The sequence below is a fragment of the Cyclobacterium salsum genome (assembly GCF_010119245.1).
GTDB classification, from domain to species: Bacteria; Bacteroidota; Bacteroidia; order Cytophagales; family Cyclobacteriaceae; genus Cyclobacterium; species Cyclobacterium salsum.
Genome location: NZ_WNKG01000005.1, coordinates 412,216 through 437,996, shown reverse-complemented (window position 1 = coordinate 437,996; position 25,781 = coordinate 412,216). Strand labels below are relative to the sequence as shown.

Annotated in this window: 26 protein-coding genes; 11 read left to right on the top strand and 15 right to left on the bottom strand. The window is 43.9% G+C overall.

Annotated elements, in window-relative coordinates; genetic code table 11:
- Positions 1 to 9: 9 nt before the first annotated feature.
- Both rpmG and rpmB read right to left on the bottom strand, forming a co-directional pair.
- Entirely contained in the window at positions 10 to 192 is a 183-nt protein-coding gene (rpmG, locus tag GJS45_RS11180; RefSeq protein WP_092174477.1) for a 50S ribosomal protein L33, read from the bottom strand.
- Between the two features lie 37 nt (positions 193 to 229).
- Entirely contained in the window at positions 230 to 472 is a 243-nt protein-coding gene (gene rpmB, locus GJS45_RS11175) for a 50S ribosomal protein L28 (protein ID WP_162341904.1), read from the bottom strand.
- A 219-nt stretch (positions 473 to 691) separates the two neighbouring features.
- Here rpmB and rocD point away from each other — a divergent pair, with 219 nt between their 5' ends.
- From rocD to GJS45_RS11145, 6 genes are all read left to right on the top strand, one after another.
- On the top strand, positions 692 to 1,981 hold the full coding sequence (gene rocD / locus GJS45_RS11170) for an ornithine--oxo-acid transaminase (RefSeq protein WP_317165101.1): 1,290 nt from the start codon (positions 692 to 694) through the stop codon (positions 1,979 to 1,981).
- Positions 1,978 to 2,634 (top strand): HAD family hydrolase, encoded by a 657-nt coding sequence (locus GJS45_RS11165; protein WP_162341902.1) that lies wholly within the window; start codon positions 1,978 to 1,980, stop codon positions 2,632 to 2,634. Before rocD ends, GJS45_RS11165 begins: the two co-directional genes overlap by 4 nt.
- Positions 2,635 to 2,707: 73 nt before the next feature.
- Positions 2,708 to 3,676 carry a porphobilinogen synthase gene (gene hemB / locus GJS45_RS11160; protein WP_162341900.1) on the top strand — a complete coding sequence of 323 codons (969 nt, stop codon included), beginning with the start codon at positions 2,708 to 2,710 and terminating at the stop codon, positions 3,674 to 3,676.
- A 920-nt stretch (positions 3,677 to 4,596) separates the two neighbouring features.
- The gene (locus tag GJS45_RS11155; RefSeq protein WP_235954719.1) at positions 4,597 to 5,850 is read left to right on the top strand and encodes an ammonium transporter; all 1,254 of its coding nucleotides are present in this window, start codon (positions 4,597 to 4,599) and stop codon (positions 5,848 to 5,850) included.
- A 131-nt stretch (positions 5,851 to 5,981) separates the two neighbouring features.
- Positions 5,982 to 7,148 carry a porin gene (locus GJS45_RS11150; RefSeq protein ID WP_162341896.1) on the top strand — a complete coding sequence of 389 codons (1,167 nt, stop codon included), beginning with the start codon at positions 5,982 to 5,984 and terminating at the stop codon, positions 7,146 to 7,148.
- A 361-nt stretch (positions 7,149 to 7,509) separates the two neighbouring features.
- Positions 7,510 to 7,725, top strand: coding sequence for a hypothetical protein (locus GJS45_RS11145; RefSeq protein WP_162341894.1), 216 nt, complete (start codon positions 7,510 to 7,512; stop codon positions 7,723 to 7,725).
- A 133-nt stretch (positions 7,726 to 7,858) separates the two neighbouring features.
- Here the strand turns inward: GJS45_RS11145 and GJS45_RS11140 are convergent, their stop codons facing one another.
- Positions 7,859 to 8,233, bottom strand: a complete 375-nt coding sequence (locus tag GJS45_RS11140; RefSeq protein ID WP_162341892.1) for a co-chaperone GroES — start codon at positions 8,231 to 8,233, stop codon at positions 7,859 to 7,861.
- A gap of 113 nt (positions 8,234 to 8,346) precedes the next feature.
- Positions 8,347 to 10,275 carry a molecular chaperone DnaK gene (gene dnaK / locus GJS45_RS11135; protein WP_162341890.1) on the bottom strand — a complete coding sequence of 643 codons (1,929 nt, stop codon included), beginning with the start codon at positions 10,273 to 10,275 and terminating at the stop codon, positions 8,347 to 8,349.
- Between the two features lie 196 nt (positions 10,276 to 10,471).
- Here dnaK and GJS45_RS11130 point away from each other — a divergent pair, with 196 nt between their 5' ends.
- Together GJS45_RS11130 and GJS45_RS11125 are read left to right on the top strand one after the other, a co-directional pair.
- A complete protein-coding gene (locus GJS45_RS11130) occupies positions 10,472 to 11,266 on the top strand; it encodes an MOSC domain-containing protein (protein ID WP_162341888.1) in 795 nt (264 codons plus the stop codon).
- Positions 11,267 to 11,758: 492 nt separating this feature from the next.
- Positions 11,759 to 16,348 (top strand): malectin domain-containing carbohydrate-binding protein, encoded by a 4,590-nt coding sequence (locus tag GJS45_RS11125; protein WP_162341886.1) that lies wholly within the window; start codon positions 11,759 to 11,761, stop codon positions 16,346 to 16,348.
- Positions 16,349 to 16,446: 98 nt separating this feature from the next.
- On the opposite strand, the gene GJS45_RS11120 is transcribed toward GJS45_RS11125, so the two are convergent.
- The 6 genes from GJS45_RS11120 to GJS45_RS11095 are packed head-to-tail and all read right to left on the bottom strand — an operon-like array spanning position 16,447 to position 20,506.
- Positions 16,447 to 16,773, bottom strand: a complete 327-nt coding sequence (locus GJS45_RS11120) for a nucleotide pyrophosphohydrolase (RefSeq protein ID WP_162341949.1) — start codon at positions 16,771 to 16,773, stop codon at positions 16,447 to 16,449.
- Complete coding sequence (locus GJS45_RS11115) at positions 16,773 to 18,317, bottom strand: ATP-binding cassette domain-containing protein (RefSeq protein WP_317165100.1); 1,545 nt, start codon at positions 18,315 to 18,317, stop codon at positions 16,773 to 16,775. Before GJS45_RS11115 ends, GJS45_RS11120 begins: the two co-directional genes overlap by 1 nt.
- A gap of 56 nt (positions 18,318 to 18,373) precedes the next feature.
- The gene (gene dtd / locus GJS45_RS11110; RefSeq protein WP_162341884.1) at positions 18,374 to 18,826 is read right to left on the bottom strand and encodes a D-aminoacyl-tRNA deacylase; all 453 of its coding nucleotides are present in this window, start codon (positions 18,824 to 18,826) and stop codon (positions 18,374 to 18,376) included.
- On the bottom strand, positions 18,823 to 19,545 hold the full coding sequence (locus GJS45_RS11105) for a Rossmann-fold NAD(P)-binding domain-containing protein (RefSeq protein ID WP_162341882.1): 723 nt from the start codon (positions 19,543 to 19,545) through the stop codon (positions 18,823 to 18,825). Before GJS45_RS11105 ends, dtd begins: the two co-directional genes overlap by 4 nt.
- A complete protein-coding gene (locus GJS45_RS11100) occupies positions 19,542 to 19,958 on the bottom strand; it encodes a YkvA family protein (RefSeq protein ID WP_162341880.1) in 417 nt (138 codons plus the stop codon). Before GJS45_RS11100 ends, GJS45_RS11105 begins: the two co-directional genes overlap by 4 nt.
- A gap of 26 nt (positions 19,959 to 19,984) precedes the next feature.
- The gene (locus GJS45_RS11095) at positions 19,985 to 20,506 is read right to left on the bottom strand and encodes a DUF7935 family protein (RefSeq protein ID WP_162341878.1); all 522 of its coding nucleotides are present in this window, start codon (positions 20,504 to 20,506) and stop codon (positions 19,985 to 19,987) included.
- A 110-nt stretch (positions 20,507 to 20,616) separates the two neighbouring features.
- Here GJS45_RS11095 and GJS45_RS11090 point away from each other — a divergent pair, with 110 nt between their 5' ends.
- Positions 20,617 to 20,931 (top strand): HesB/IscA family protein, encoded by a 315-nt coding sequence (locus GJS45_RS11090; protein WP_162341876.1) that lies wholly within the window; start codon positions 20,617 to 20,619, stop codon positions 20,929 to 20,931.
- 26 nt (positions 20,932 to 20,957) lie between these two features.
- Here the strand turns inward: GJS45_RS11090 and GJS45_RS11085 are convergent, their stop codons facing one another.
- Genes GJS45_RS11085 through GJS45_RS11070 form a run of 4 tightly spaced genes read right to left on the bottom strand, consistent with a single transcriptional unit; the run spans position 20,958 to position 23,600 of the window.
- Positions 20,958 to 21,419, bottom strand: coding sequence for a DUF4268 domain-containing protein (locus GJS45_RS11085; protein ID WP_162341874.1), 462 nt, complete (start codon positions 21,417 to 21,419; stop codon positions 20,958 to 20,960).
- 6 nt (positions 21,420 to 21,425) lie between these two features.
- Positions 21,426 to 21,791, bottom strand: a complete 366-nt coding sequence (gene folB / locus GJS45_RS11080; RefSeq protein ID WP_162341872.1) for a dihydroneopterin aldolase — start codon at positions 21,789 to 21,791, stop codon at positions 21,426 to 21,428.
- Complete coding sequence (locus GJS45_RS11075; RefSeq protein WP_162341870.1) at positions 21,791 to 22,648, bottom strand: DivIVA domain-containing protein; 858 nt, start codon at positions 22,646 to 22,648, stop codon at positions 21,791 to 21,793. Before GJS45_RS11075 ends, folB begins: the two co-directional genes overlap by 1 nt.
- A gap of 37 nt (positions 22,649 to 22,685) precedes the next feature.
- Positions 22,686 to 23,600, bottom strand: a complete 915-nt coding sequence (locus tag GJS45_RS11070; protein WP_162341868.1) for a WD40 repeat domain-containing protein — start codon at positions 23,598 to 23,600, stop codon at positions 22,686 to 22,688.
- A 43-nt stretch (positions 23,601 to 23,643) separates the two neighbouring features.
- Here GJS45_RS11070 and GJS45_RS11065 point away from each other — a divergent pair, with 43 nt between their 5' ends.
- Positions 23,644 to 24,273 carry a 4'-phosphopantetheinyl transferase family protein gene (locus tag GJS45_RS11065; RefSeq protein ID WP_162341866.1) on the top strand — a complete coding sequence of 210 codons (630 nt, stop codon included), beginning with the start codon at positions 23,644 to 23,646 and terminating at the stop codon, positions 24,271 to 24,273.
- Between the two features lie 36 nt (positions 24,274 to 24,309).
- The gene (locus tag GJS45_RS11060) at positions 24,310 to 24,888 is read left to right on the top strand and encodes a redoxin family protein (RefSeq protein ID WP_162341864.1); all 579 of its coding nucleotides are present in this window, start codon (positions 24,310 to 24,312) and stop codon (positions 24,886 to 24,888) included.
- Here the strand turns inward: GJS45_RS11060 and GJS45_RS11055 are convergent.
- Positions 24,885 to 25,733 carry a transglutaminase-like domain-containing protein gene (locus GJS45_RS11055; RefSeq protein WP_162341862.1) on the bottom strand — a complete coding sequence of 283 codons (849 nt, stop codon included), beginning with the start codon at positions 25,731 to 25,733 and terminating at the stop codon, positions 24,885 to 24,887. The genes GJS45_RS11060 and GJS45_RS11055 overlap by 4 nt on opposite strands.
- Positions 25,734 to 25,781: the final 48 nt, after the last annotated feature.

The window sequence follows — 25,781 nt, the reverse complement described above, 5'->3', positions numbered from 1 at the left end:
AGGAAGTGATTACTTGATTTCTTTATGAACCGTCACTTTTTTCAAAATGGGATTGAATTTTTTCAATTCCAAGCGCTCGGTAGTATTTTTTCTATTCTTGGTGGTGATGTACCGGGAAGTACCGGGCATACCACTTTGCTTGTGTTCCGTACATTCCAGGATTACCTGTACTCTGTTACCTTTCTTAGCCATTGCGTATTATGATTTAGTGTGGTTGGAAGTAGACACCTTATTTGATGACGATTTCTCCTTTTTTCTGCGCCTCTTTCAATACCGCACTGATTCCTTTTTTATTGATGGTCCTCAAAGCAGAAGAGGATACTTTCAACGTAATCCAGGCATCTTCCTCCGGGATGTAAAAGCTCTTCTTGTGCAGGTTGGGGTAAAATCTACGCTTGGTTTTGTTATTGGCGTGTGATACGTTATTTCCTACCTGAGGCCTTTTTCCAGTAATGTCACAAATTTTTGCCATGATATATATGTATCCGTGTTGTTTTTACTTTTTCAATTGGGTTTGCAAATATCGGAAGTTTTCATTAAATAACAAAAGTAGGTAACATAATTATTAAATAAATCCCTGCCTACCAACTTTTTGGTTTTGCCTCCGGTTTCCGAATCCCTTTTCTTATATTTGCCCTTTCGGAAAGAAATTGCTCCGAAACACCATTTAAAAGAATTAAACAGGAGATCCATGATGCAGGAGATCAGTTCAAGCAAGGAAGCGATACAATTAGAACATATCCACGGGGCCCACAATTACCACCCCTTACCCGTTGTACTTACAAAAGGAGAAGGAGTATTCCTTTGGGACGTGGAAGGAAAAAAATATTTTGACTTTCTTTCGGCCTATTCGGCCGTCAATCAGGGGCATTGCCATCCCCGTATTAAGGAGGCCCTTATCGCACAGGCCGGTACCCTGACCCTTACCTCCAGGGCATTTCACAATGACGTGCTGGGGCCCTATGAAAAATACATTACCGAATACTTTGGCTTCGACAAGGTGTTGCCCATGAATACCGGCGTAGAGGCAGTGGAGACCGCCATCAAAATCGCCCGAAAATGGGGCTATGAGAAAAAAGGAGTACCCGAGCAGCAGGCAAAAATCATCGTGGCAGAGAACAACTTCCACGGCCGAACCACCACCGTCATTTCCTTTTCCAATGATGAAAATGCCCGGAAAAACTTCGGGCCCTATACCCCTGGGTTTATACGGATCCCCTATAATGATCTGACTGCTTTGAAAGCAGCCCTGACTAACCATCCGGAGACAGTGGCCTTTCTGATCGAACCCATTCAGGGCGAGGCGGGCGTCAACACTCCGGATGAAGACTACATGATGCAGGCTAAAAAACTCTGTCAGGAACATCAGACATTATTACTGGCAGATGAAATCCAAACAGGAATCGGAAGAACGGGGTCCCTGCTGGCGGTCTGTGGCAACTGTAGCTGCGAGGGCCACTGCGAAAAACAGGAATCCTATGTGGAACCGGATATTTTGATCCTGGGCAAGGCACTTTCCGGAGGATTTTTTCCGGTTTCAGCCGTTTTGGCCAATAATCCCATCATGGAGGTCATTCACCCGGGACAACACGGGTCTACCTTTGGAGGCAACCCCCTGGGTGCCAAAATAGCCATCACTGCGCTGGAGATCGTGCGGGATGAAAAACTGTCCCAAAACGCCCGAGCGCTAGGAAAGGTATTTCGGGAACGCATGGAACTGCTTGCCGAGAAATCCCATTGGGTAAAACTGGTACGGGGCTGGGGCTTGCTGAATGCCATCGTAATCAATGACAGCCCGGACAGCAGCACGGCCTGGGACATTTGTGTTGCTTTAAAAGACAACGGCCTACTGGCCAAACCCACACACGGCAATATCATTCGTTTTGCTCCTCCGCTGGTTATGAGCATGGAAGAGTTGCACAGCTGCTGCGATATCATCGAAAAGACCATACTGGCATTTGAAAAAACCGAAGTAGAATGAAGGAGCAGGCCATCATTTTCGATATGGACGGTGTGATCTGTCATACCAATCCTTTCCACTCGGAGGCGTTTCGCGTGTTTTTTGGCAAACGGGGTTTGAATCCCAGCGAAGAAGAATTTGCCCGGCACATGTACGGCAAAAGCAACAAATACATCTTTGCTCATTTTCTGGGCAGAGAGGTGGTTGGGACTGAGTTCACGACACTGGAGCAAGAGAAAGAGGGTTTATTTCGGGAAATTTATGCCGATAAGGTAGAGACACTACCCGAATTTCTGCCTTTTCTTCAGGCACTCAAAAAAGAAGGCTACAGTACCGGAGTCGCTACCTCTGCCCCCCGTGCCAACCTGGATTTAATTATGGGGCATCTGGGTTTCGGGCCCAGTATGGAGTCGGTTATGGCCAGCGAAAATGTAACAAAACACAAACCCGACCCGGAAGTGTACCTCAGCTCTGCCAGAAACCTGAATGTAGACCCGGCCCGATGCCTGGTCTTTGAGGATTCTCATTCCGGTGTATCCGCTGCCCGAAACGCTGGCATGCGCGTGGTGGGTGTGCTTTCTTCCCATAGCAAGGAGGAATTGCCCCCTTGCGATCACTATATTAACGATTACCGGGACATTAATCTGGAGATGGTTTCAGGCTTATTTTCCTGATTGAAAAACCAGCCCAATTAGCCCACCTTCAGTTTACTCCTATAGTATACACCTTTCCAGAACCTTATTCGCCATGCTTAGAAGACCCCGAAGAAACCGAAAATCCGCCGCCATTCGCTCTCTGGTAGAGGAAACCAGGCTCTCCGTCAGCGATTTTATTTTTCCATTGTTTCTGATCGATGGAATCAACCAAAAAGTAGAAGTAAAATCCATGCCGGGTATTTACCGGTATTCGCTGGACCTGATGCTGGAGGAGATTGATTCCTGTCTAAGGCTGGGGATCAATGCATTCGATATTTTCCCGGCCTATCCGGAAGACAAAAAGGATCGCTTTGCCACGGAGAGTTACCGCGAAGACACCTTTTATTTAAAGGCTTTGCGAACCATCAAGCAGAGCTTTCCCCAGGCCTGCATCATGACCGATGTGGCCATGGACCCCTACAATTCCGACGGGCACGACGGACTGATAGAAAATGGTAAAATCCTGAATGATGAGACGCTGGAAATTCTGGGCAAAATGACCCTGGCTCAGGCAAAAGCAGGGGCAGACATCATCGGTCCCTCCGACATGATGGACGGCAGGGTGGGCTATCTTCGTAAATTGCTAGACGAAAACGGCTACAAGGAAGTCTCGATTATGTCCTACACGGCCAAATACGCCAGTGCTTTCTACAACCCCTTTCGGGATGCCCTGGATTCTGCACCCAAATCAGGAGATAAAAAAACCTATCAGATGGATCCTGCCAACAGCCAGGAGGCTTTGATTGAGGGGCGGTTGGATATGGAAGAGGGAGCGGATTTTCTGATGGTCAAGCCTGCCCTGGCCTATCTGGACATCATCAAACTGCTTCATGACCGTTTCCCCCTACCCATTGCCGCCTATAATGTGAGCGGTGAATATGCCATGATCAAGGCTTCGGCAGCCAATGGCTGGCTGGATGGAGAACGAGCCATGCTGGAATCCCTACTCAGCATCAAGAGGGCCGGCGCGAAAATCATTTTGACCTACTTTGCCAAAGAAGTGGCCACAGTTTTAGCATAATTTATAAAGAATTCTTTTTTAATTTCAGCAGGAAACCGGTCCCCAGTCCAAAAGGGACCATTTTTTCTGGATTCCGAATTCAGGTTTCGTCGTCCAACTCCCTTATATTTATTTAGCAAGCTTATTGACAGTTCGGGTAACGTACCTGAAGTAGTACCGCATGCCATAACGAAACCTCAATCGAACACCACCTTTACAACGGAAACTCGCACTCCCGTTCGTTTTTAAACCAATTTATCCTGATTTTACATAAATTGACGAAAACCTCCTTAAAATTATCATAACCAAGCTTGTTCTTCGAGAATGCTATAAAAAATAAGCATTAAGACTAATATTCCAATCAAATTTCAGTGTTCTGCCACTGGTCATTTATTTTTACGGACCTAATTCAATGCAGGTAATTACCAAAACCGTATATCAAAATCATTTTTTATGAAAAAAAAGCAACAATTTTATTTTTTTTTAATAAAAATGAAAAATAAAATAAATCTTTGAAAATTCACATCTTACTAATCACATCAGAAACATTTTTCAACCACCTATTTTAAAAATAAAATTTTACATTATACTATATCACCCATATTTTTACTTATTTTATAGTTTTAAACAAACTATTTTTCCTTTATTTTATATTTAATCAGTTTTTTGTAAATGATTATTAATAGGTATCACGTACATATGATAAACAATTTATTAACATATTTTTTTATATTTTAAGATAATTTTATACCCTACAGAACTCATATTCATGCTGATCTTCATTTTTTTGGTTATTTTTTTAACCAATTTATGTTTAGATTTGAAAAATACTCTTGTTATTTGCTGAAAGAGTAGCTTATTATTAACCCTAAAATTTAGATTCTATGGAAGGTATTTTCCCAATTTTAACTCAGGTTAACGCAGATGCGGTATCTGAGGGAATGGATTACGGTAGTGCTATCACCCAAAACTTATTGACTACCAATAATGTCTGGATGATGTTGGCCACCGCACTGGTCTTTATCATGCATTTAGGTTTTGCCGGGGTAGAGGCTGGATTTGGTCAGGCCAAAAACACGGTAAATATTCTCTTTAAGAACACCGTAACACCTATTATAGGAATAGTGTCCTATGCATTGATTGGATTCTTTTTAATGTATCCGGGATTCGATGTTCCGGGTTGGTTTGGATTTGATGGAGCTGGCTGGAGCATGTTCTGGTTTAATCCCGGAGATGCAGACATCACTGCGGGATATGCCGATGCTGGATATACGTACTGGACGGACTTCTTATTTCAGGCCATGTTTGCAGCTACGGCCGCTACCATTGTATCAGGAGCGATTGCTGAAAGGGTAAAGCTCTGGGCATACCTGGTGTTTACGGTCATTTTTGTAGGAATTGTATATCCGCTCATTGGAAGTTGGAAATGGGGAGGAGGCGCATTGGATGCCATGGGATTTTATGACTTTGCCGGTTCCACGCTTGTTCATTCCGTAGGTGGATGGGGAGCATTGGCTGGTGTCATCATGGTAGGGCCTCGGATCGGAAAATATGTTAATGGAAAAACCATTGAAAAACCTGGATCTAGTGTTCCTTTGGCCGTGATAGGTGTTTTCCTTTTATGGTTAGGTTGGTTCGGATTTAACGGGGGCTCTGTGCTTTCAGCAGATCCTGGATTAGTCTCTCTGGTTTTGGTAACCACTTCATTGGGAGCTTGTGCGGGAGGATTAGGAGGATTTCTTACCGCCTACCTCACTTTTAAACGATTGGACCTGGGTATGGTGCTAAATGGCATATTAGCAGGCTTGGTGGGCATTACCGCCGGAGCAGATGTTATAAGTCCAATATTCGCCTTGCTTATCGGTTTTATTGCTGGCATCCTGGTAGTGCTTTCCGCTATACTCCTCGACAAATTAAGGTTAGATGACGTAGTGGGAGCTGTATCTGTTCACCTTACCTGTGGGGTTTGGGGTACGCTAGCCGTGGGATTGTTCTCCAACAATCCAGACCATTCATTTTTAACCCAATTAGTCGGTGTCCTTATATGTGGTGGAGTAGCTTTTCTTTCCGCATTGATCATCTTCTATGTGCTAAAAGTTACGATTGGAATACGGGTATCCGAAGAACACGAACGATCCGGGCTGGATAGTCATGAGCATGGAATAAGAGGATACACCATAGTGTATGACGAATAAAATAAATAATAGTACCCCTAGTAAATAAACAAAAAAGCAGAACCCTGCCCACAAAAGAAATTGAAGCCTTTTTACCTGTGGGCAGGGATTCTCATCAGTCAACTTATTATTAACTAACTCACAAAATTAAAATGAAAAAATTCCAACTACTAATTGTCCTAGTTCTTTTATCAACACTGACCTTAGTTAAAGCGCAAGATGCGACAGAAGATTCAAATTTATCCATCTCAGGCTCTGTTGACGCTTATTTCAGAACTAACTTAAACGCTCCGAACAAAGGAGATGAATTCCAGGCACCAGCCACCTCTTTTGCCAACTTACCTGGTTTTTCACTAGGTATGGCCAATATCATTGCAGCCTATGAAGGTGAAAAAGTAGGTTTTGTGGCCGACCTTGTCTTCGGGCCTAGAGGGGAAGATGCCGTATTCGGGTCTCCTTTATACGCTGGCTTCGAAGCCGGAAGCTCTCAAATAGTAAATCAATTGTACATGTACTGGAATGCGGGTGATGTCGTGACTTTCACAATCGGAAATTTCAATACCTATTTAGGATATGAAGTAATTTCGCCTACTGGAAATTTCAATTACTCTACCTCTTACATGTTTTCGTATGGTCCATTTTCTCATACTGGTTTGAAGGCCGATTTCCAGCTTTCAGATAACTGGTCATTGATGGCTTCCATTATGAACCCAACCGACGTTACAGAATTTAATTCCATTGGGTCTTATACTCTGGGTGGTCAACTAGCCTATACTACCGATGCCGGAGGAACTTATTTGAATTTGCTTTATGGAGATCAGGATGGAAAACTGGACATGAACACCATCTCTTCCTTTGGCAATAGCTCCATGGGAAATACCTTCCAAATTGACCTTACGACAGGATATGACCTTACGGAATCGGTATATGCCGGACTGAACGCCACCTATAATACCACTTCTCCTGGGCAAGTTCTCAGTGGGAACACCATTCAGGACGCAACCGGTGATGGTTATGGCTTCTACGGAATTGCCGGATACCTTCAGCTCGCTACTTCGGATGCATTTTCATTGGGAGCAAGAGGAGAATATTTCAGCGTTTTCAACGGAGGTTTAGATAGCGTAGTTGGACTAAACAATGAGGGTGACGGAAATGTCTTTGCAGTGACGCTTTCCGGAAACGCAAAGGTAATGGACAATCTTACGCTAATTCCTGAGGTTCGTCTTGACTCCATGTCAGAAAACTTCTTTTTGAACAATGACTACGAAAACTCGAACAATTTGACGTCTTTTCTCCTTGCAGCCGTCTTTTCCTTCTAATTTTTCGTTTTTTTTTCTAAAAATCACCAAAAAACCGCAGTGTTTCAAAAAAACTGCGGTTTTTTGCGTTTTTACCGAAGTGTATTCAAATCCGCTTCAAAAATCACCCTTCCCAGGTGATTTTTTTGTTTTTTCCTAAAATTTAGGTCAAAACAAAAAATACTTTTTTGACTGTAAATAGTTTATTTTCAGTATATAATTTTAATTTTTAAAAATACTTCACTTTTACCCTGAAAAAACGTGACCTTCCCCGTCCAATACGTATGGATAGGTAAAGAATAATTAAAAACTTAACGAAATAGTATAATGATCAGATTCACATTTATGTTAGCTGCATGTTTTCTTGCCTTTAATGTATTGAATGCGCAATCTCATCAGGATCTCAAAGGCCCGGCTGCCAAGAACTACAAACCTTGAAAACAGCAGGCCAGAAAAAGGTACCTTGTTGGTAAAAATTGACGAAGAGAAACTTAAAGAACCCGCTTACAAAAACAAAAAGCACCAGGCAGGTGAAGTTGAAGTAGTGGAGGTAAATGCAGATTTGAGAAAAAGTAACAGGTCCAACATCAAAAAATAGCAAGCCCTGGAAAAAAGATTAATGACGACAGGCAAATAAAATGCCTGACAAAAACGAAGGCCTGGGAGAAACCATAATTGGTTTTTTCCAGGCCTTTTTACTTTCAGACTCCTTGCAAATTACTGGGAAGATGTTACAGGTCCTCCTCCCTCTCCAGCATCAGAATGGCATTTTGAGGCACGATGTAATATTTATCTCCTTCAAACATAACTTCAAATGCTCCGTTCATCAGGAAAACAGCCAAATCGCCTTCTTTTGCCTGCAGAGGAATGTATTTTACGTTCTCTCCGTGATCTTTCCATGGCTCATCCTCTTCCACCGGAAGTGGAATGGGATATCCGGGCCCAGCCTTGATAATATACCCCTGCTGCACTTTCTCCTTTTCCTGGACACCAGGTGGCAGGTACAAACCGCTGGAGGTCTTTTGATCCGGTTTCTTTAACTTGATCAACAAGCGATCCCCCACAATAATAATTTTCCGTAACTTATTTTCAGAGGTCAATTGCATACTTATACGTATTTAGGCTAACATTAACTTGTCCTTCTTGGACTAAAAATAATGGCATCCCCACCTCGGTGAAGACGCCATTATATCATGTAATCGTAAACGTTGAAGAGGAATTATTTTTTATCTTCCTCATTCACTTCTTCGTAATCTACGTCAGACACCCCATCTCCGGAGGCAGCATCTGCTGATCCACTATCTTCAGGTCCTCCCTGGGCAGCACCGCCCTGGGCTCCTTCGGATGCGTTATACATCTCCTGAGACGCGGCAGTCCAGGCGGTGTTTAACGCTTCCATTCCTGCGTCTATTGCCGCAAGATCCTGGCTTTGGTGTGCTGATTTCAATTTTTCCAGTGCTTCATTCACTGCGGCTTTATTGCCTTCAGAAAGTTTCTCTCCGAATTCTTTAAGCTGCTTCTCGGTTTGGAAGATTAGGCTATCTGCCTGATTAATCTTATCGATTTTCTCTTTTTCAACCTTATCAGTGGCCGCATTGGCTTCTGCTTCTTTTTTCATTCGGTCAATCTCTTCCTGAGAAAGCCCGGAAGAAGCCTCAATCTTGATCTTCTGCTCTTTACCGGTTCCCTTATCCTTAGCAGACACATTCAGAATACCGTTGGCATCAATATCAAAGGTTACCTCAATCTGCGGAACTCCCCTGGGAGCCGGAGGAATGTCGGTCAACTGAAACCTACCTATGGCTCTATTATCCTTCGCCATGGACCTTTCTCCCTGAAGCACGTGGATATCCACTGCTGGCTGGTTGTCTGCCGCCGTAGAGAAAACCTCCGACTTTTTGGTAGGGATGGTCGTGTTAGATTCAATCAACTTGGTGAACACACCGCCCATGGTTTCGATACCCAACGAAAGCGGGGTAACGTCCAGAAGCAACACATCCTTCACCTCTCCAGTTAAAACACCTCCTTGAATGGCAGCACCGATGGCAACCACTTCATCCGGGTTTACCCCTTTAGACGGTTTCTTACCGAAATATTTCTCTACTTCTTCCTGAATTTTCGGAATTCGAGTAGAACCTCCTACCAAAATCACTTCGTCGATGTCAGAGGGTGATAATCCTGCATCCTTGATCGCTTTCCGTACCGGGTCCATAGATCTTCGAACCAGGTCATCGGATAGCTGTTCGAACTTCGCCCTGGAAAGGTTTTTTACCAAGTGCTTGGGTCCGGACTGCGTAGCGGTGATATACGGAAGGTTGACCTCTGTGCTGGAAGAACTGGAGAGTTCAATCTTGGCTTTTTCGGCAGCTTCTTTCAATCGCTGAAGCGCCATGGGATCATTCCTTAGGTCTATTTCCTCTTCAGCCTTAAATTCATCGGCCAGCCAGTTGATAATTACCTGGTCAAAATCATCGCCTCCCAGGTGCACATCTCCGTTGGTCGATTTCACCTCAAACACACCATCTCCTAATTCCAACACCGAAATATCGAAGGTACCACCACCCAGGTCATACACGGCGATTTTCATGTCCTGGTTTTTCTTATCCAGACCGTAGGCCAGTGCGGCGGCGGTTGGTTCGTTAATGATTCTTTTCACGTCCAAGCCAGCAATCTGACCGGCTTCCTTGGTAGCCTGACGCTCTGAGTCATTGAAATAGGCCGGAACGGTGATCACCGCTTCGGTTACCTCTTGTCCCAGAAAATCTTCTGCCGTAGATTTCATTTTCTGAAGAATCATGGCAGAAAGTTCCTGTGGCGTGTAGGACCGATCACCAATTTTTATAGCCACGGTGTCGTTCGGACCCTTATCCACTTTATAAGAAGCATGCTTCCGCTCTTCCGAAATTTCGGTGAATTTTTTCCCCATAAATCGTTTTACAGAAGAAATGGTATTCGCCGGGTTTGTAATGGCCTGCCGCTTGGCGGGATCCCCCACTTTTCTTTCTCCATTTCCGTTGTCCAAAAATGCCACGATAGAAGGTGTCGTCCTTCTACCTTCACTGTTTTGAATGACCACGGGCTCACTACCTTCCATTACTGCGACGCAAGAGTTGGTCGTTCCCAAGTCTATACCAATAATTTTTCCCATAATTATATTTATTTTATCGTTTTCGTTTCGTTTTCATTTTACTTACGGAAACAAGAACAACAACCAATGTGCCAAGTGGATGAATGCAAAAATAAATGCCACATTGTCATAATTCCTGACAGTTTTCAGATTCGATTTGTCAGCATTTATCCCTATTTTCCGATCTGGTATGCAGCCACCACCAAATTACTATCGTATGAGAATTTCAGAACTCCACACCTATCCCATCAAATCCCTTGGCGGAATCTCTTTATCAGAAAGCCAACTCGGAAAAGCCGGATTGCAATACGACCGGCAATGGATGCTAGTGGATCGCAATGGGAAATTCCTGAGCCAGCGAAGCCAGCCCCAAATGGCCCTGTTTCAGGTGGCACTCCAAGGCGATCAGTTGCAGATCACCCACAAAGAACACTCGGGTAACGGGATTCAAATTCCCGTTTCCGCTGACTCCGGCGAACTAAGAAAGGTTAGCATCTGGGAAGACGAGGTAAATGCATTGGCAGTAGACCCCCTCGCCGACGAGTGGTTTTCAGACATGCTCCGCTCCCCTTGCAGCCTGGTGAAAATGAGTCCCCAACACAAGCGTTGGTTAAAGAAAAAGTACCAAATAGATCGGGAACATGTGGGGTTTGCCGATAGCATGCCTATTTTACTTATTGGCCAATCCTCTTTGGAAGATTTAAACCAGCGGCTCCAAACACCGGTACCCATGTCTAGATTTCGTCCAAATATCGTATTTACGGGCGGGCCAGCTTATATGGAAGATACCTGGGATCGATTTACCATCGGGTCGTCCGCCTTCAAAATTACCAAACCCTGTGCCCGTTGCATAATGATCACAGTGGATCAGGAATCAGGAAAAAAAGGCAAGGAACCGCTGTTGACATTAGCTCAATACAGAAAACAAGGAAAGAAGGTGATGTTCGGACAAAATGCCCTTGTCCTTCAGGAATGCCGGGTAAGGGTTGGCGACTTATTACAACCAGAATAAGGTATTTGGTGTTGTGTAAACCTTATACAAATTGTGGGTTAAATTTACAGATTACCCAGTTTTTTTTCTTTAATTCTACATAGTAATATATCTGATAATTTTTTTTTATGGATTAGATGATAGCATTTTAAATACATTTTTCTTATTATTAGGTGCTGAAAAATAGGTTTGAAACAAGATTTTATCTTTTTCAGTTATGCTAAGAACCAATGAGGTAAGGACAGAATGGATGCAATTAAAAACAATTCTTACCTTTGGCATGAATTTTAAATGCTTGAGCCTTAAAGTCGACCAACTTAATTACCCAATTAGCTACCAACGGCTAAGTACTCAAGTAGAAAATAATCACATTTCGTAGGGGAGATTTTTGATGAAGTTTGATGTGTTATTTCAAACCAACTAGAATAACTATGTCCTTATCTTAAGGATGGATCACAAAAGTATGAATATAAAAAATCCGAATAAATCAACCACCAACTAAATTAAGTCTCAATGAATACAGTTTTATACAAAGTAATCCTGTGTTGCACATTATTATTGGCTGGATTATCTGTCAACGCCGCCAATTATTATTTCTCCAACGAGATTGGAGATGATTCGAGAAGCTTTTCTCAAGCTCAGAATGCAGCCACCCCTTGGAAATCAATAAGCAAATTAAATGCCATCATTTCCGGTTTAAATCCAGGTGATAAGGTTTTCTTCCGCAGAGGCGAGTCCTTTTACGGTACAATTCGGGTTAACGTTTCCGGAAACTCCGGGGCTCCCATCACTTTTGGTGCGTACGGCTCCGGGCCTGATCCGATTATCACCTCCATGGTTAGACTTTCCAATTGGCAGTCAGTAGGGAATGGTGTTTACGAAGCTTCGGATGGCCGCTTACCCTATAACAGGGTAAATATGTTGGCTATTGACAATAATCCTCAGGAGATGGGGAGGTATCCTAATTCCAACACTTCCAATAAAGGCTACCTTACCTATGAATCCCACTCCGGAAACCGTTCGATTACCGATGACCAGCTATCTTCCAGTCCCAACTGGTCAGGTGGTGAAGTGGTCATACGGAAAGTATATTGGATCACGGACCGGCACAGAATCAGCTCCCATTCCGGAAACACCCTTAATTATGCTTCCAACTCGGATACCTCTTACGAACCGAGAGCTGGCTATGGTTATTTTGTTCAAAATCATCCCAGCACCCTGGACCGATATGGGGAGTGGTATTACAACCCCAGCACAAGAAAAATGCGTGTCTATTTTGGCAGCGACCCGGGATCAACCCGCGTAGAAGTAAGTACCAATGACTTTATTGTACAAAACACCGGTTCCGCTAAACACATCCGGTTCGAAAACCTTCAATTTAAAGGTGCCAACCGAAATGCATTTCAATTTGAAAGTGGAAACGATATTAAAATCATCAATTGTAAAATAAACCTTTCTGGTGAAGACGGCCTTTTTCTCGCCGGCGTTTCTAATTTAGTAGTGGAAAATTCGGAAGTAAACCATTCCAATAATGTTGGAATGAATATTAAAATTTCCGATGGAGCCATCATTCGTGGAAATAACATACAAAACACCTACGTATTTCCGGGACATGGAAGAAGTGGGGACAATGTAGGATTGGCGATATTTTCGGACGGAGATGACAATCTTATTGAATACAACGAGATCAAAAAAACCGGGTATATCGGAATCCGATTTGGCGGACATAACTCCCAAGTCAAATCCAATTATATTGATGGTTTTTGTGTCACCAAAAATGACGGTGGCGGGATTTATACCTATCAGGGAAAATACGACAATTATAAAAATAGAAAAATCACAAATAACATCATTATCAATGGTGTGGGGGTGAAAGAAGGAACGACGATTAAGAATCATGTAGACAAACCACAAGCCGAAGGAATTTATTTGGATGATAATGTCACTGACGTGGAAGTGTCGGGCAATACCGTAGCCCACATTACCTCTAAAGGCATCTACCTCCATAATACTGACAATATCCGGGTTATCAATAATACGATTTACGATTCGGATAATTTGATTTTTTTGAGGAATGACTTGATGGGAAATCCCCTTGCAAATACAACTATCGAAAACAATAAATTACTGGCAAAAGACGCCTTCCAAAACTTCGTCTATGTTTATACGCTTTTCGACGATGTAGCTGACCTGGCCACATTCAACTATAATAAATATTCAGCCCCTTTTTCTGATAATTTTAGGTTTAAGGTCCGATACAATGCGAACTCCAGTAACGAAGCCAACAAGTTTTTTGATTTGAAAGGCTGGCAACGAATGTATAATAAAGACTGGAGTTCCAAAACCGGAACCCAGCTAAACGATTTATACCAAATTTCAAAAAAGGTAGGTTCCAATCGGTATTCAAACGGCACGTTTGACCAAAACGTGAACTACATCAGCTGCTCGGATTGTAGCAAGTCCTGGGATAGTGGGAAATTGGATGGAGGCTCCTTAAAAATCAGCACAAAAGGTACCAGCCAAACAACTTTAAGCGTCGGGTCCATTAAAAAGGGTAAGTATTACCTGTTGAAATTCAGTGCAGTTGCAGACAAAACCATCCCGATTTCTTTCTATTTGCGTCAGGGAGGTTCGCCTTGGTATACTCTTTCTTCAGAACACAAGGTGGGTATCGATTGGCAAAAAAGTGACAACGAAGTATTGATCCAGTCGCTGGCAGATATAGAAAGCACCCGTCTTGTTATGGAAATAGGCACCGGAGAAACCGGTGAATTATGGTTGGATAATCTTGAATTTCACGAGGTGGAGGCCAGTGTCATTCATCCGGAGGAAAAAGTTTTATTCGAAAAAAACCCCTCTAGACTAGAGAAGAGTTTTTCCACTTCAGGTGGGTTTGTTAGCCTGTTGAACGAATGGCTATCACCAACCCTGACGATAGGCCCCTATTCTTCCTTGCTATTGCTGAAAAGCGGAAGCGGGGTAGTTGAGCAGGAGCTACCAAAGCCCTCTGTCAGCCTTACCAAACCAGAGCCCGACCAAATTGGTGACGAAGGGCAAACGGTAATGATCGAAGCAGCCGCCGCAGTTCAGGGGGGAGAAATCTCCCGGGTTGATTTTTACAACGGTTCCGAAAAACTGGGGTCCGCAAACACCGCTCCGTTTACCTTTGCCTGGGAAAAGGCTCCTTCGGGAACGCACAACCTGTCTGCCGTTGCGATTGCCGATAATGGCCAGGAAGCCAGTTCGGCGACCATAAACTTTTCGATCACCTCTACCTCTACGTCGACCGAACCCGAAGCCTTCTCCACTTATTTTATCAATGCGGGAGGTAAAGTGGATACAGATTGGAATTCTATGAGATTTTCAGGAGAAAATTCTACGAATAATTTCTACAATTCCTCTAAGGTATTTGAGGAGCCAACTGCCAGTTCCTACACATTATTTCAAACGGAACGCTATGGTGAAAACCTCTCTTATGCAATTCCGGTACCAAATGGCACTTATTACGTATATACCCTGCATAATGAGCTTTGGTTTGGAAAACAAGGTCCAAATAGCCAGGTGGGACAACGGGTTTTTGACATCAGCATAGAAAACACCAAGGTAAAAGACGACTTTGACTTGTACAAAGAAAACGGAAACCAGCCCATGGCACTTACTTTTACGGGAGTCTCCGTAGATGACGGGGAGTTGAACCTCGATTTTTCTTCTTCCCTTGACAATGCCACCGTTTCCGGCATTGTCATCAGCCAAAACCCAATCAATATTCCTGAGGATTTAAAAGCAGGTGCGGCTACCCCTCCTGCCGAAACAGACGGGTATAGTGACTACCTGATGATTAATGCCGGTAGTCGGGATGACGTTACTTTTGATGGAAAGCAGTTTATCTCCGACTATAAAACCAATTATTTCTCAAGCTATTCTGCCAATTTCAACTATACCGTAGAAGGAGAATCGCTGTTTCAAACAGAACGGTACGGCCGGAACATGAGCATCCGAATCCCTGTAGAAAACGGCACCTATCAGGTCAAAACCTATCACAATGAACTTTGGTTTGGATCTTTTGGTCCAAGTGCAGGCGCCGGTAAAAGAGTTTTTGACATCACTATTGAAGGAATACTCAAAAAAGACGACTTCGACATCTATGCCGAAAAATCCAATGCCCCGACGATTCTGACCTTTAATGATATTGAGGTAACAGATGGCTGGTTGGAGTTAGCTTTATCTGCAAGTAGCGATAATGTCACCCTTTCCGGATTGTACATCGGAAAAGCTAGCGGAAACACCAATTCAGAATCGATCAAATCCCAGCAGGAACCCATATTCCTTAATGCAGGTACCTATGATGAAACGGCCTATAATGGGCAGCTTTACACCGGAGATCGGAATACGGACTATGCGAATACCTCCAAAGTTAATTTTAACTTTACGGTCAGCGGTTCCGAATTATTCCTTACCGAAAGGTATTCACATACCCTGGATTACAGCATCCCAGTGAAAAACGGAACCTATACGGTCATCACCTATCACAATGAACTTTGGTTTGGATCATACGGTCCGCCAGCTTCATCTGGCAACCGGGTTTTTGATATCAACATCGAAGGAAATCGCGTTAAGTCAAACTTTGACATCTACCGGGAATCGGGTAACAAACCGACTACCTTGACCTTTAGATCGGTTAAGGTAGGGGATGGAATTCTAGATATCTCCATGATCGCCACCACTAATAATGCTACCGTAGCGGGCATCGCCGTAATACCCGAAGGGGATTCCTTCTCCTCCAACTTGAGAATGGCAACGGATGAATCCGCCCAGACTCAGTCGGCTATGGACACCGGTACAGGGCAAAGGCCTGGCACAAGCGTCTATCCCAATCCGGCTTCCTATCAAGCTACGGTATCCATCGGTGAGGACGTAAGCGTAAGAGAAATCTACATTCAAAGTACGTCCGGAGCCCTGGTCAAAAGCATTGATCCCAAGTCTGCTTCTGATGGCTTTGGCACCTACACACTACCTCTGGAAGGACTTCAATCGGGAATTTACATTGTGACCGTTTCGGATGGCGGCAATTGGACCAAAAAAATGAAACTGATTGTGGAATAACCTCCCAAATAACAAAGCAAAAAAGCCGGACTGTGATCAAGTCCGGCTTTTTTTTATCTAACCCGACTAATGTCAAGTCGGAGCATTCACTCAAATGGCTACTTTAGTTTTTTATTTGCCTGATGCCTATCCTTATCACGTAAATCTTTTTTCTCAAAATTTTTCTCCAGTGCTTTTGTCAGGTCAACGCCAGTTTGATTGGCCAGGCAAATCAGTACCCACAATACGTCCGCCATTTCATCGGCCAAATCCTTGTCTTTGTCACTTTCCTTAAAGGACTGTTCCCCATATTTTCTTGCCATGATCCGGGCCACCTCTCCTACTTCTTCCGTCAGAATAGCCATGTTGGTAAGTTCATCAAAATACCGGACACCTGTAGAATTGATCCAGGCATCTACCTTTTCCTGTGCTTCAGATATTGTCATCATTTCGTGGTTAATTCACTAATTTTTCCTTGATTTAAAACCATAACCCTATTTACCCCGGCCGGAACATCCTCTTCGTAATGGCTAACAAATAAAAGAGACATTCCCGTTTCTTCACAGAAAAATGAAATGGCCTGCCGAAAACGAATCCGTTGCTCTTCATCCATGCCCTGGGAAGCTTCATCCAGCACCAGAAGCCGGGGGCTTTTGATCATGGCCCTGGCCAGCAAGCAGAATCGCTGCTCCTCCAAGCTAATTCGGTGAAAATTTAAATCCGCTACATGAGGCAACTGAAAGGCCTCCAACCAGGCATCTGCCAGTGACTCCTGAGATGCAGTTGGTTTTTTGAATAAGCCCATGGTATCGAATAAGCCAGATAACACCACCTTTTTGCAGGTCTGATTGGAGGGGAAATACCTTCCCAACTCCGGAGAAACGAAACCAACCGGCCTCTTGACATCCCATATGCTTTCCCCAGTACCCCTTTTCCTGTCAAATAATACGATATCATTGGCGTAAGACTGTGGATTCTCTCCCAATACCAGGCTAATTAAGGTAGACTTCCCAGCACCATTGTGTCCCCGGATAAGCCATTTTTCACCTGGCAATACCTTCCAGTTGACACCATCCAACAATACGCTGTCCTGGTACCGAATGGTAACCTCCCGCATTTCAATGACAGTAGAAATCCCGGATTCCTGAAACACCTTTTTTAGCAAGCCCCTAAACGCTTCCTGCTGCACCAGCCCTTGCAATAGCGAACGATTCTCCCATTCCTTCAGGATGTTGGGATCTTCAATTGCGACCAACCTACCCTGGCCCAACCAGCCATGCCGGTTGATACACGAAGGAATTTCCCCGGCAGTGCAGGTCATCACCACCTGAATACCCGATTCTATAATCGCACCTATTAGTTCGTTAAAATGGCCGCGGGTTTGCACATCCAGTCCTGTCATGGGCATGTCCATCAAAAAAAGACGGGGGTTTTTTAATAGTGCCAGGGCCATGGCTAACCTCCTGGTTTCCCCGTTGGATAATTTAATCAGGGATTTATCTTTGAATTCGTGCAGGTTAAATAAAGAAATAACTTTCTCCAGGGTCCAGGGCCCTGGAATGTTGCTCTCTGCCTGTTTTAGGTACCTTGCCACTGTTTCGGTATCTTCCGATTCCGAACTGTTGAACCGCTGTTGGTAATAAAAATTCTGTTGGCTGGATTTGTTTTTAAAGGTGTATTTCTGGGAAACAGAAGCGATTAAATCCCTAAAACTGTTAACGATCCCCTTACTACTTTGCTCCTCTTGGTAATCTGCCGCAAAGGGTCTCGAAATGCTTCCCGCCACCAAAGTGGTTCTTCCCATCAGCGTTTCAAGAAATGCGGTCCGCTCCTTTCCGGAACCACCCAAAATCACCCAGGATTCTCCATTCAATAGCGTAAAATCCAGCTGCTGGAACAGGGTCTTTCCTTGATGGAGCACGGTCGCCTGCTTGATGACTAAAAATTCATCCGCAGGGCTGTGCGTAACTTTCGGTTCGCTATTAATCAATTTTTAAGGTGTCTTTTACTTTACGCATCCCTCTATTATCGACGGGTAAAATTAGATTAGACTTTATTTTTAGAATCAAGTAGGATGGTCACCGGACCATCGTTTATCAGGGAAACCTGCATGTTCGCACCGAATACACCTGTTTTTATGGATTTACCCAATTGTTGGCTCATTTCTTTGATACATGCCTCATACAAGGGAATCGCGATATCCGGTTTGGCTGCATTGATATAAGAAGGTCTGTTCCCCTTTTTGGTACTGGCATGAAGGGTAAATTGACTGATTAGCAGTACCTCTCCATTAGAGTCCAGGATACTCCTATTCATTACGCCTTCCGTATCTGCAAAAATCCGCATCTGTATCGTTTTACGGCTGATCCACTCCAGGTCTTCCGTACCATCAGCTGCTTCGATTCCCAGCAGTACCACCAGACCAGACCCGATGGCAGCACTTTCCCTGCCTTCAATATGTACTGCTGCCTGAGAAACCCTCTGAATAACTGCTATCATACAACCATGCCATGCATTTCGGAAGACGTAATCGTCTCGTTACCGGTAATATCTGCTTCACCATCTTTGACCACCATGGCCTGGGCCACCTGATGACCGTAAATGGGTTTGTATTTTTTCAATATCCCAAGAAAAGTAAGTCCTTTCATCAGTATCTTGCCTACTTCCTCTCCAATGCGGTTTTCGTTTCGCTCTCCCAGCAAAAGGGAGGGTTGGAAAATACCCACATAAGTAAAGTCCATCCGTTTCAGGTCATTTTCTACTTCTCCCTTTACCTTACTATAGTAAATAGATGATCCTGCATCAGCTCCAAGAGCACTCACGTAGAAAAAACGGCTGGCACCGATTCGCAACACCATGCGTGCAAAGCCTATTACAAAGTCATGGTCTATCTGATAAAATTTTTCTTTGGAACCGGCTGCTTTAATGGTTGTCCCCAAGGCACAATATGCGGAAAGCTGTGCGGACGCTGTCTCCAGGCTTCTGATCAAAGGCTGAAAGTCACCTCCACTGTTTTGAATGCGAATCGCTTCAATGACATTTACCCGGTCCATCTCCTTAAAATCCACCTTGATTTGAACCAGTTTTGGGTGCTTGAGAGCAAGGTCCCTTCTACCGAAAGATATGACCCAGTCGTAAGCGGCATTTTGGAATAACTGGTGCAACAATTGCATCCCTACCAATCCGGAAGAACCGGAAACCAGTGCCACCTTGCTCATAATTGCCGGTCGTTTTCCCATTCCAGAAAGCGCTCAACATCTGATTGAAGGCTCTTAAAAACGGCTAATAATACGGTAATGTCATCCACATACCCGATAAATGGAATAAAGTCCGGGACCAAATCTGTAGGAAGGGCAAAATAAAAGAGCCCCAAGACCAACAAGCCCAGCGAGCGGCTGGAAAGACCGGTGTATTGTTTATTGAGATGCGCTCGTATCATCCTGATGAATACTTCTACCTGGTATTTCACCTGTGCAAAGGTGGGGTTTTGCGAAAGCTCCTGCCATTTTTGGCTGGCTTTGTCCAGCAACGCACGTAATCTTCGCTCCGTGTTCGCAATATGCATGGCCCGGTTAAGGTAGATGGCTTTCGCCTTTTCATAGAAGCCTTGCTCTTGGGTGGATTTTTGCATAATTATGTATATGATTTGTACGAGTATCAATAGTACACCCGAATTTCATCCTTGATTCTTTTTAGTGCCAGAGCAATGATATCCTTTTCCTGCTCTAAGGCAAACTGAAATATTCTTTTTGCCAGTTCCAGGCTTTTTTCGTTCCCATCTACCTGCTGGTAGGACCGATTGATGAGGGAAAGTGTCTGCTCCACAGCCGTTCGAACGGACTCCCAGGTGTCATCCGAAAAGTATACCTGCTGAGATAGGTTATGATTAAATTCATTCCTGACTTCCTCTACCAATCTGCTGTGCAACTCTCCGGCGGTGAATCCGGGTTCGTTTATCCTGCGAACCAGATTGTTTGGCGAAATGCGCTCCATCAGCAGACACAACCGCTCCCCCGCCTGCAAACGCATGGGTAGCAATAATTCCGTGTTTTTTGTTTTTAAATCAAGCCATTTCATTTCTTTTTCCTTCTTCAAAAATGATACCGCAATGATAAACATACCATAGATTACCAATCCGGCAGGAAGGACTATACTCGCTATCTGTATCAGGGATTCCATTCGATGCTGTTTTAAATCACAATATCCAAAATATTGTCAATTTATGCTATGTCCGTCGGCATTTCTCTGGTAATTTTGAACCATTCTCAAAAGTTTGACCTTTTCTGAACATGCGGATACCGATTCACATTACATCCCGGGCACTGAGTGAGATCAAAAACATCATCACCAACAAGAATATTCCCGAAAATTACGCTTTACGGGTAGGGGTCAAAGGTGGTGGCTGCGGAGGTGTATCCTATGCACTGGGATTTGACCAGAGCCGGGAAGGAGATCAGCAATTTGACGTGGAGGGGCTCTCTGTATTGATAGAAAAAAAGCACGTCATGTTTCTGATGGGCATGGAGGTAGATTTTCATGAGAGCAATGAGGCCCGGGGCTTTGTATTCACCAATCCTGAGATACCGAAAAGACACGATGCCTAATCTAAATGGCTAGAGGCTTTCCGCCTTCAACCTAGTCCCTCAAAGCCATATTGTGCCTGTGACCAAAAGGCATCTAATCCAATGATCCGGGGCTTCAAAAAAGAAATGATTTCAGGCCAATCGTTTTTATCCAACACATTCACTTCCGACAGGCATTTTTCCACCTTATAACTGGTATTTACCGTTTCTGCTTCTCTGGCAGGTAGCCAGGTCCAGGATTCTTCCAGTTCATTTTCCAGTAATCTTCGCAAAGAAAGAAGCTGTTCAAAAAAGATTTCTCCGATATCCGGGTCAGGATGCCGTATTTCGATGGCAACACAAGCCCCATCCCTCTCGGCAGACATGCGGAAATAAATGTGGCGAATTCCGGTTTTATAGTTTTTCCAATTTACAGGAGTACCGTCGGCAGAGGGCACCGGCTTCATATATCCACCGAATGCGGTCCAGAACTCCTGCTTTAACTTGCTGACCTCGTTTTTGGTGTACATGTAACTTTATTGGTAGTCCTGTGGATAATTAACTTCTACCACCGAATAGTTTACCACCCCACCAAGTGCGGGATTGTGCTTTTTTATGATCACACAGATCTTTGGGGTGTCCGGATATACTTTCAATATATCCTGAATCATCAAGTGGGCCAGGTGCTCCAATAATTTTACAGGGACCTGCATGTGACCTTTTGCGATCTGATAAAGTTTAAAATAATCCACGGTTTTCTTGAGGTCGTCATGAAGCATTGCCTGACGAAAATCCGTTTCGACATGCACGTCTACTGTGAAACGGTTGCCCAATTTTTTTTCTTCGGAAAAAACACCATGATAGGCGTGAAATTCAATACCTTCTAACGAAACCTTACCCATCAGTCAAACTGGTCAAAAAAAGATCCGGATTGCTTCTTTTCGGTATTGTCTTCAGACTCGTTTTTTTTTCGAATGGGATCTTTCGGCTGACCTGTTGATTCGGACGGTACCTCTGAGGGGCTTATCTCAGAAAGATCTACGTCCTTAGTTTCCGGGGAGTCGGGTTCTTCCTTGGGAGAATTACCAGGAACAGGTTGCTGCCAGGAATAAGTAGAAGAAGATTCCTCACTGGTTTCAGATGGGCTAGCCCTTTTGGACTCCCTGCTCAGGGCGGAATAATAGGAATCTTTCCGTTGCAGATCCTTCACCATCCGCGTATGGGCTCCGGCATCAATTTCACTAAAATCGTCTTGTACGGTTTTCACATTTTCCAGGGTCTCGGCGGCTGTTTTTTTAAGGTTTTTTAATAGATAATCCCTTTGAGATTGCAATTTCTCGTAATTATCCACGAGCAATTGCACATCTTCTTTCAAATCTTCGATGATATTTTTGGCCTGGGACTCCGCCTGATCAACCACGTTTCTCGCTTTATTTTTAGACTCTGCATTGAGTGCATCTGCATTCATCTGAGCCTCTTTCAGGATAAGTTCTGCCGTTTTATTGGCTTGTTCGATGATACTGGCACCGGTATCTTCAGCAGTTTTGAGGGTTTTAAAAAGGGACTGCTCCACTTCTCTTAACTTGGACGCTTCCTTTTCTGCCTGCTCGTATTTGGCTTTTAGCGCATTTTTTTCTTCGATTAGTTTTTCCCATTCCTGAGAAAGGTAATTCATAAATGCCGCTACTTCCTCTTTGTCGTATCCTCTGAAATTCTTTTCAAAGGTCTTTTGGCGGATATCCAGGGGTGTTATTTTCATCTCGTTGTTTTTAAATCCACTGCAATAACGGCGGAATTCATTGGCTAATGTGTATATCCCAAATCGATATGGTTTTATCATCGCTGATAGCAACCACCTGATCCTTATAGTCCGACCAGATTACTTTATTTATCGAAGTACCATGTCCTGCATGCCTGGCCTTATCGATTACTTTAAGTAATTTATATTCGGATGCGTCCCAAAGCTTGATCGATTTGTCCATGCTACAAGTTACAAAATACCTTCCGTCTTTTCGAAAAGACAGGTAATTGATGGCATACATATGGGCGGCCACACTGGACAACTGGCTAAAATCAGAGGTATCCCAAAATTTGAGCAAGGCATCCCTACCTCCACTGATCAGGGTTTTGCCATTCGGGGCATATTCCAGTGCAAATACCGAATTGCTATGTCCTTCCATTTTGGCGACCGGCTTCCATTCTTCCCATTCAAACACCGTTACCTGATGATCGCTGGCTCCTACACTGAACTGCCGGCGAAGGGGATCCACTGAAAGCACCCGTAATGATTTGTCGCTGATTTTCAAATGCTTGAGTGGAGAACGGGCTTCAATATCCAAAACCACCAGCACGCCATCCCCAGTGGCGACCAAAAGCATGTCATCTACCACTTTTAAATCAAATATCGCACTGGAGGTGATTTTCAGCGACCAAGCTTCTTGATTATTTGTCAGATCTATCGCATGAACGCCTTCAAAATTATGGCCAATAAAGAGCAAGTTCCGCTTTTTGTCGATGGCAAGTGCGTAAACTGAATGGGGTAGTTTTGCTAACAAAATTCCATCCTTTGGCTCCCGGAGATCCCAGCCGACCACCATACCATCTCCCGAACCCGTGTAAAAAAGCTCCGGAGACACCCCCCCGCACAGGGCAAAGACAGAATGGTTGTGACCTCGTAATGTGTGGAGTTTATTTACTTGAATTTTTGGCATATATTGCAATCTATCTTTATCACCCAGCTCATTTTGAGTAACCATGCAAACAAAAATAGAAAAAATTAGCCCTTTATCTGCTTTTGCTGTCAACAATATTCAGGAATCCAGTACCCTTCCAATGGACTTTTTAAGCTTTCGTGAAAAACTTTCCCTGGCCAATATTAGCCACCTCCAAAAAAAAATGGAATGGAAAGGAGCTAGAATGGCCATAAAGCTCGCCCTGGAAAGCATTCAACTCCCTTATCCGGGCTTTTACAAAGACTCCCATGGAAAATCACACACCATGGACGGATATGGTTTTGTTTCCCTTACACACCATGGCGATTTGGCAGCCGCCATCTTTCACAAAGAAATGCCGGTGGGAATAGATCTGGAAAAGGTGCGGGAAAAAACCGTTCCTCTTGGAAAAAAATACCTGGACCCGAAAGAAATGGATTTTTTAGGCAAGGATCCTTACCTGTATTCGCTGGCCTGGTCGGTGAAAGAAACCATTTTTAAATGCCAGGGCAGGAAGGGCATCAGCTTACGGCAAAACATCCTGCTACAGCCCTTTACCCGAAACGAATCCGTGATCAAAGGGAAAATATACGGGACGGATTTTGCGGACCACCACTATTCTGTCAAGGTCATCTCCGAAAATGATATCATTCTCACCTATACCATCTGGTGATTTTTTTTATCTTTGTTTAATTAAAAAACTTGTTCCATGCGACGTTTTGGATGTTTTCTGGTATATTTTTTTTGTGTTTCCCTGGTCTGGGGACAGGAAATGGCGCACATCGAACTGATAGATGCCTATTCAGGGCAGCCTGTATCTATATCGGAACAGAGCTCGGCTACGACCATGGTTTTTATCGTTACCAGCCTTAATTGTCCCTATGCGAGGTTATATGAGGAAAGAATTCTAGACCTGCATCGGCAATACTCAGGCGAAAATGTATTTTTTGCTCTTGTTAATCCCCATTCCTGGATGGAAGAGGAGAATCAGCAACGCATGCAACAGCTAACCTGGGCCCGAGATGCAGGAATTCCATTTCTAATGGACAGCGAGCAGGAATTTACCCGGCAAACGGGTGTAAGAAAAATTCCCGAAGCCGTGGTCATCTCCTCCGGGCCGACAGGCTATTCGATCGCTTACAAAGGTGCCATTGACAACAACGCCCAGTCCCCTGCGAGCGTTTCCGTTCAATACCTGGATAATGCAATCGAAGCCATTTTGTCCAGAAAAAGGCCCGGACCGGCCGTTACCCGGGCCGTAGGATGCAACATCCGAAGCATGCTCTAATCCCTATCGAGAATTTCAAGCAATCCCTTAATTTCCTTGCTCTTATCAACTTCGCCGATTTTATCAAAGGCAAACACCAGGTTTCTTAACATTCTCCGGATGATATCCGTGTTTTCACAGGGTTCATAATAGGCTGGCTGCGGCTCCAGTTTAAGGTGTTCCAGGTAATTATTAATATCCTGCCGGGTAAAAATCAGCCCTTTGTTGAAAGCGTTGATATAAAATTTGAATTTACCGGATTTATACGTTAGCACGAATAGGTTTGGCAGGTTGACACCATATATGGGTAATCCGAGTTTTCTGGCCACCAATAAATACACGGAACAGAGGCTAATGGGATTTCCCTTCTTGGTTTCCAGAACGGTTTTAATCATGCTGTTCCCAGGACTATGAAAATTCTTGGTGTTAGCCGAAAACTTCAGGTCATTGAACAAAACATTGTTGATCAGCTTAATTTTATCATAAACCGAAAGTTCGTTTTTGAAATTGGTCCAGACCTGAAAATAGATTTGCTGCATGATGGCATTTAACTGCTCGAACTCCAATTCGGGGTACAAATAGGTGTTGATGATCCAGAGCCCTTCAAGTAGTTCTTTTTCCTCCGAGTTTTTCCATTCTTCCAGGCGTTGCCGAAGCAGGTTTATCTGCAGCTCGTGTACCAGTTCCTCTATTTCTTTTTGCAACTCGGGGTTAAAAGAGCTTTCCCATTTGTTTTCCAAAAAAGGGATCACATCATTTCCCAATGAAATGATTTTTCCCCTGACGTGATCCTTGATTTCCTGATCGTTATCATCCAATAAGGAAACCAGCGCGTTTAATTCCTTGTCTGTTAGCTGACTGTCCATCAAATAAACTACTTCTTAATTTTACTTACCCAAGGTACTATTTTTTCT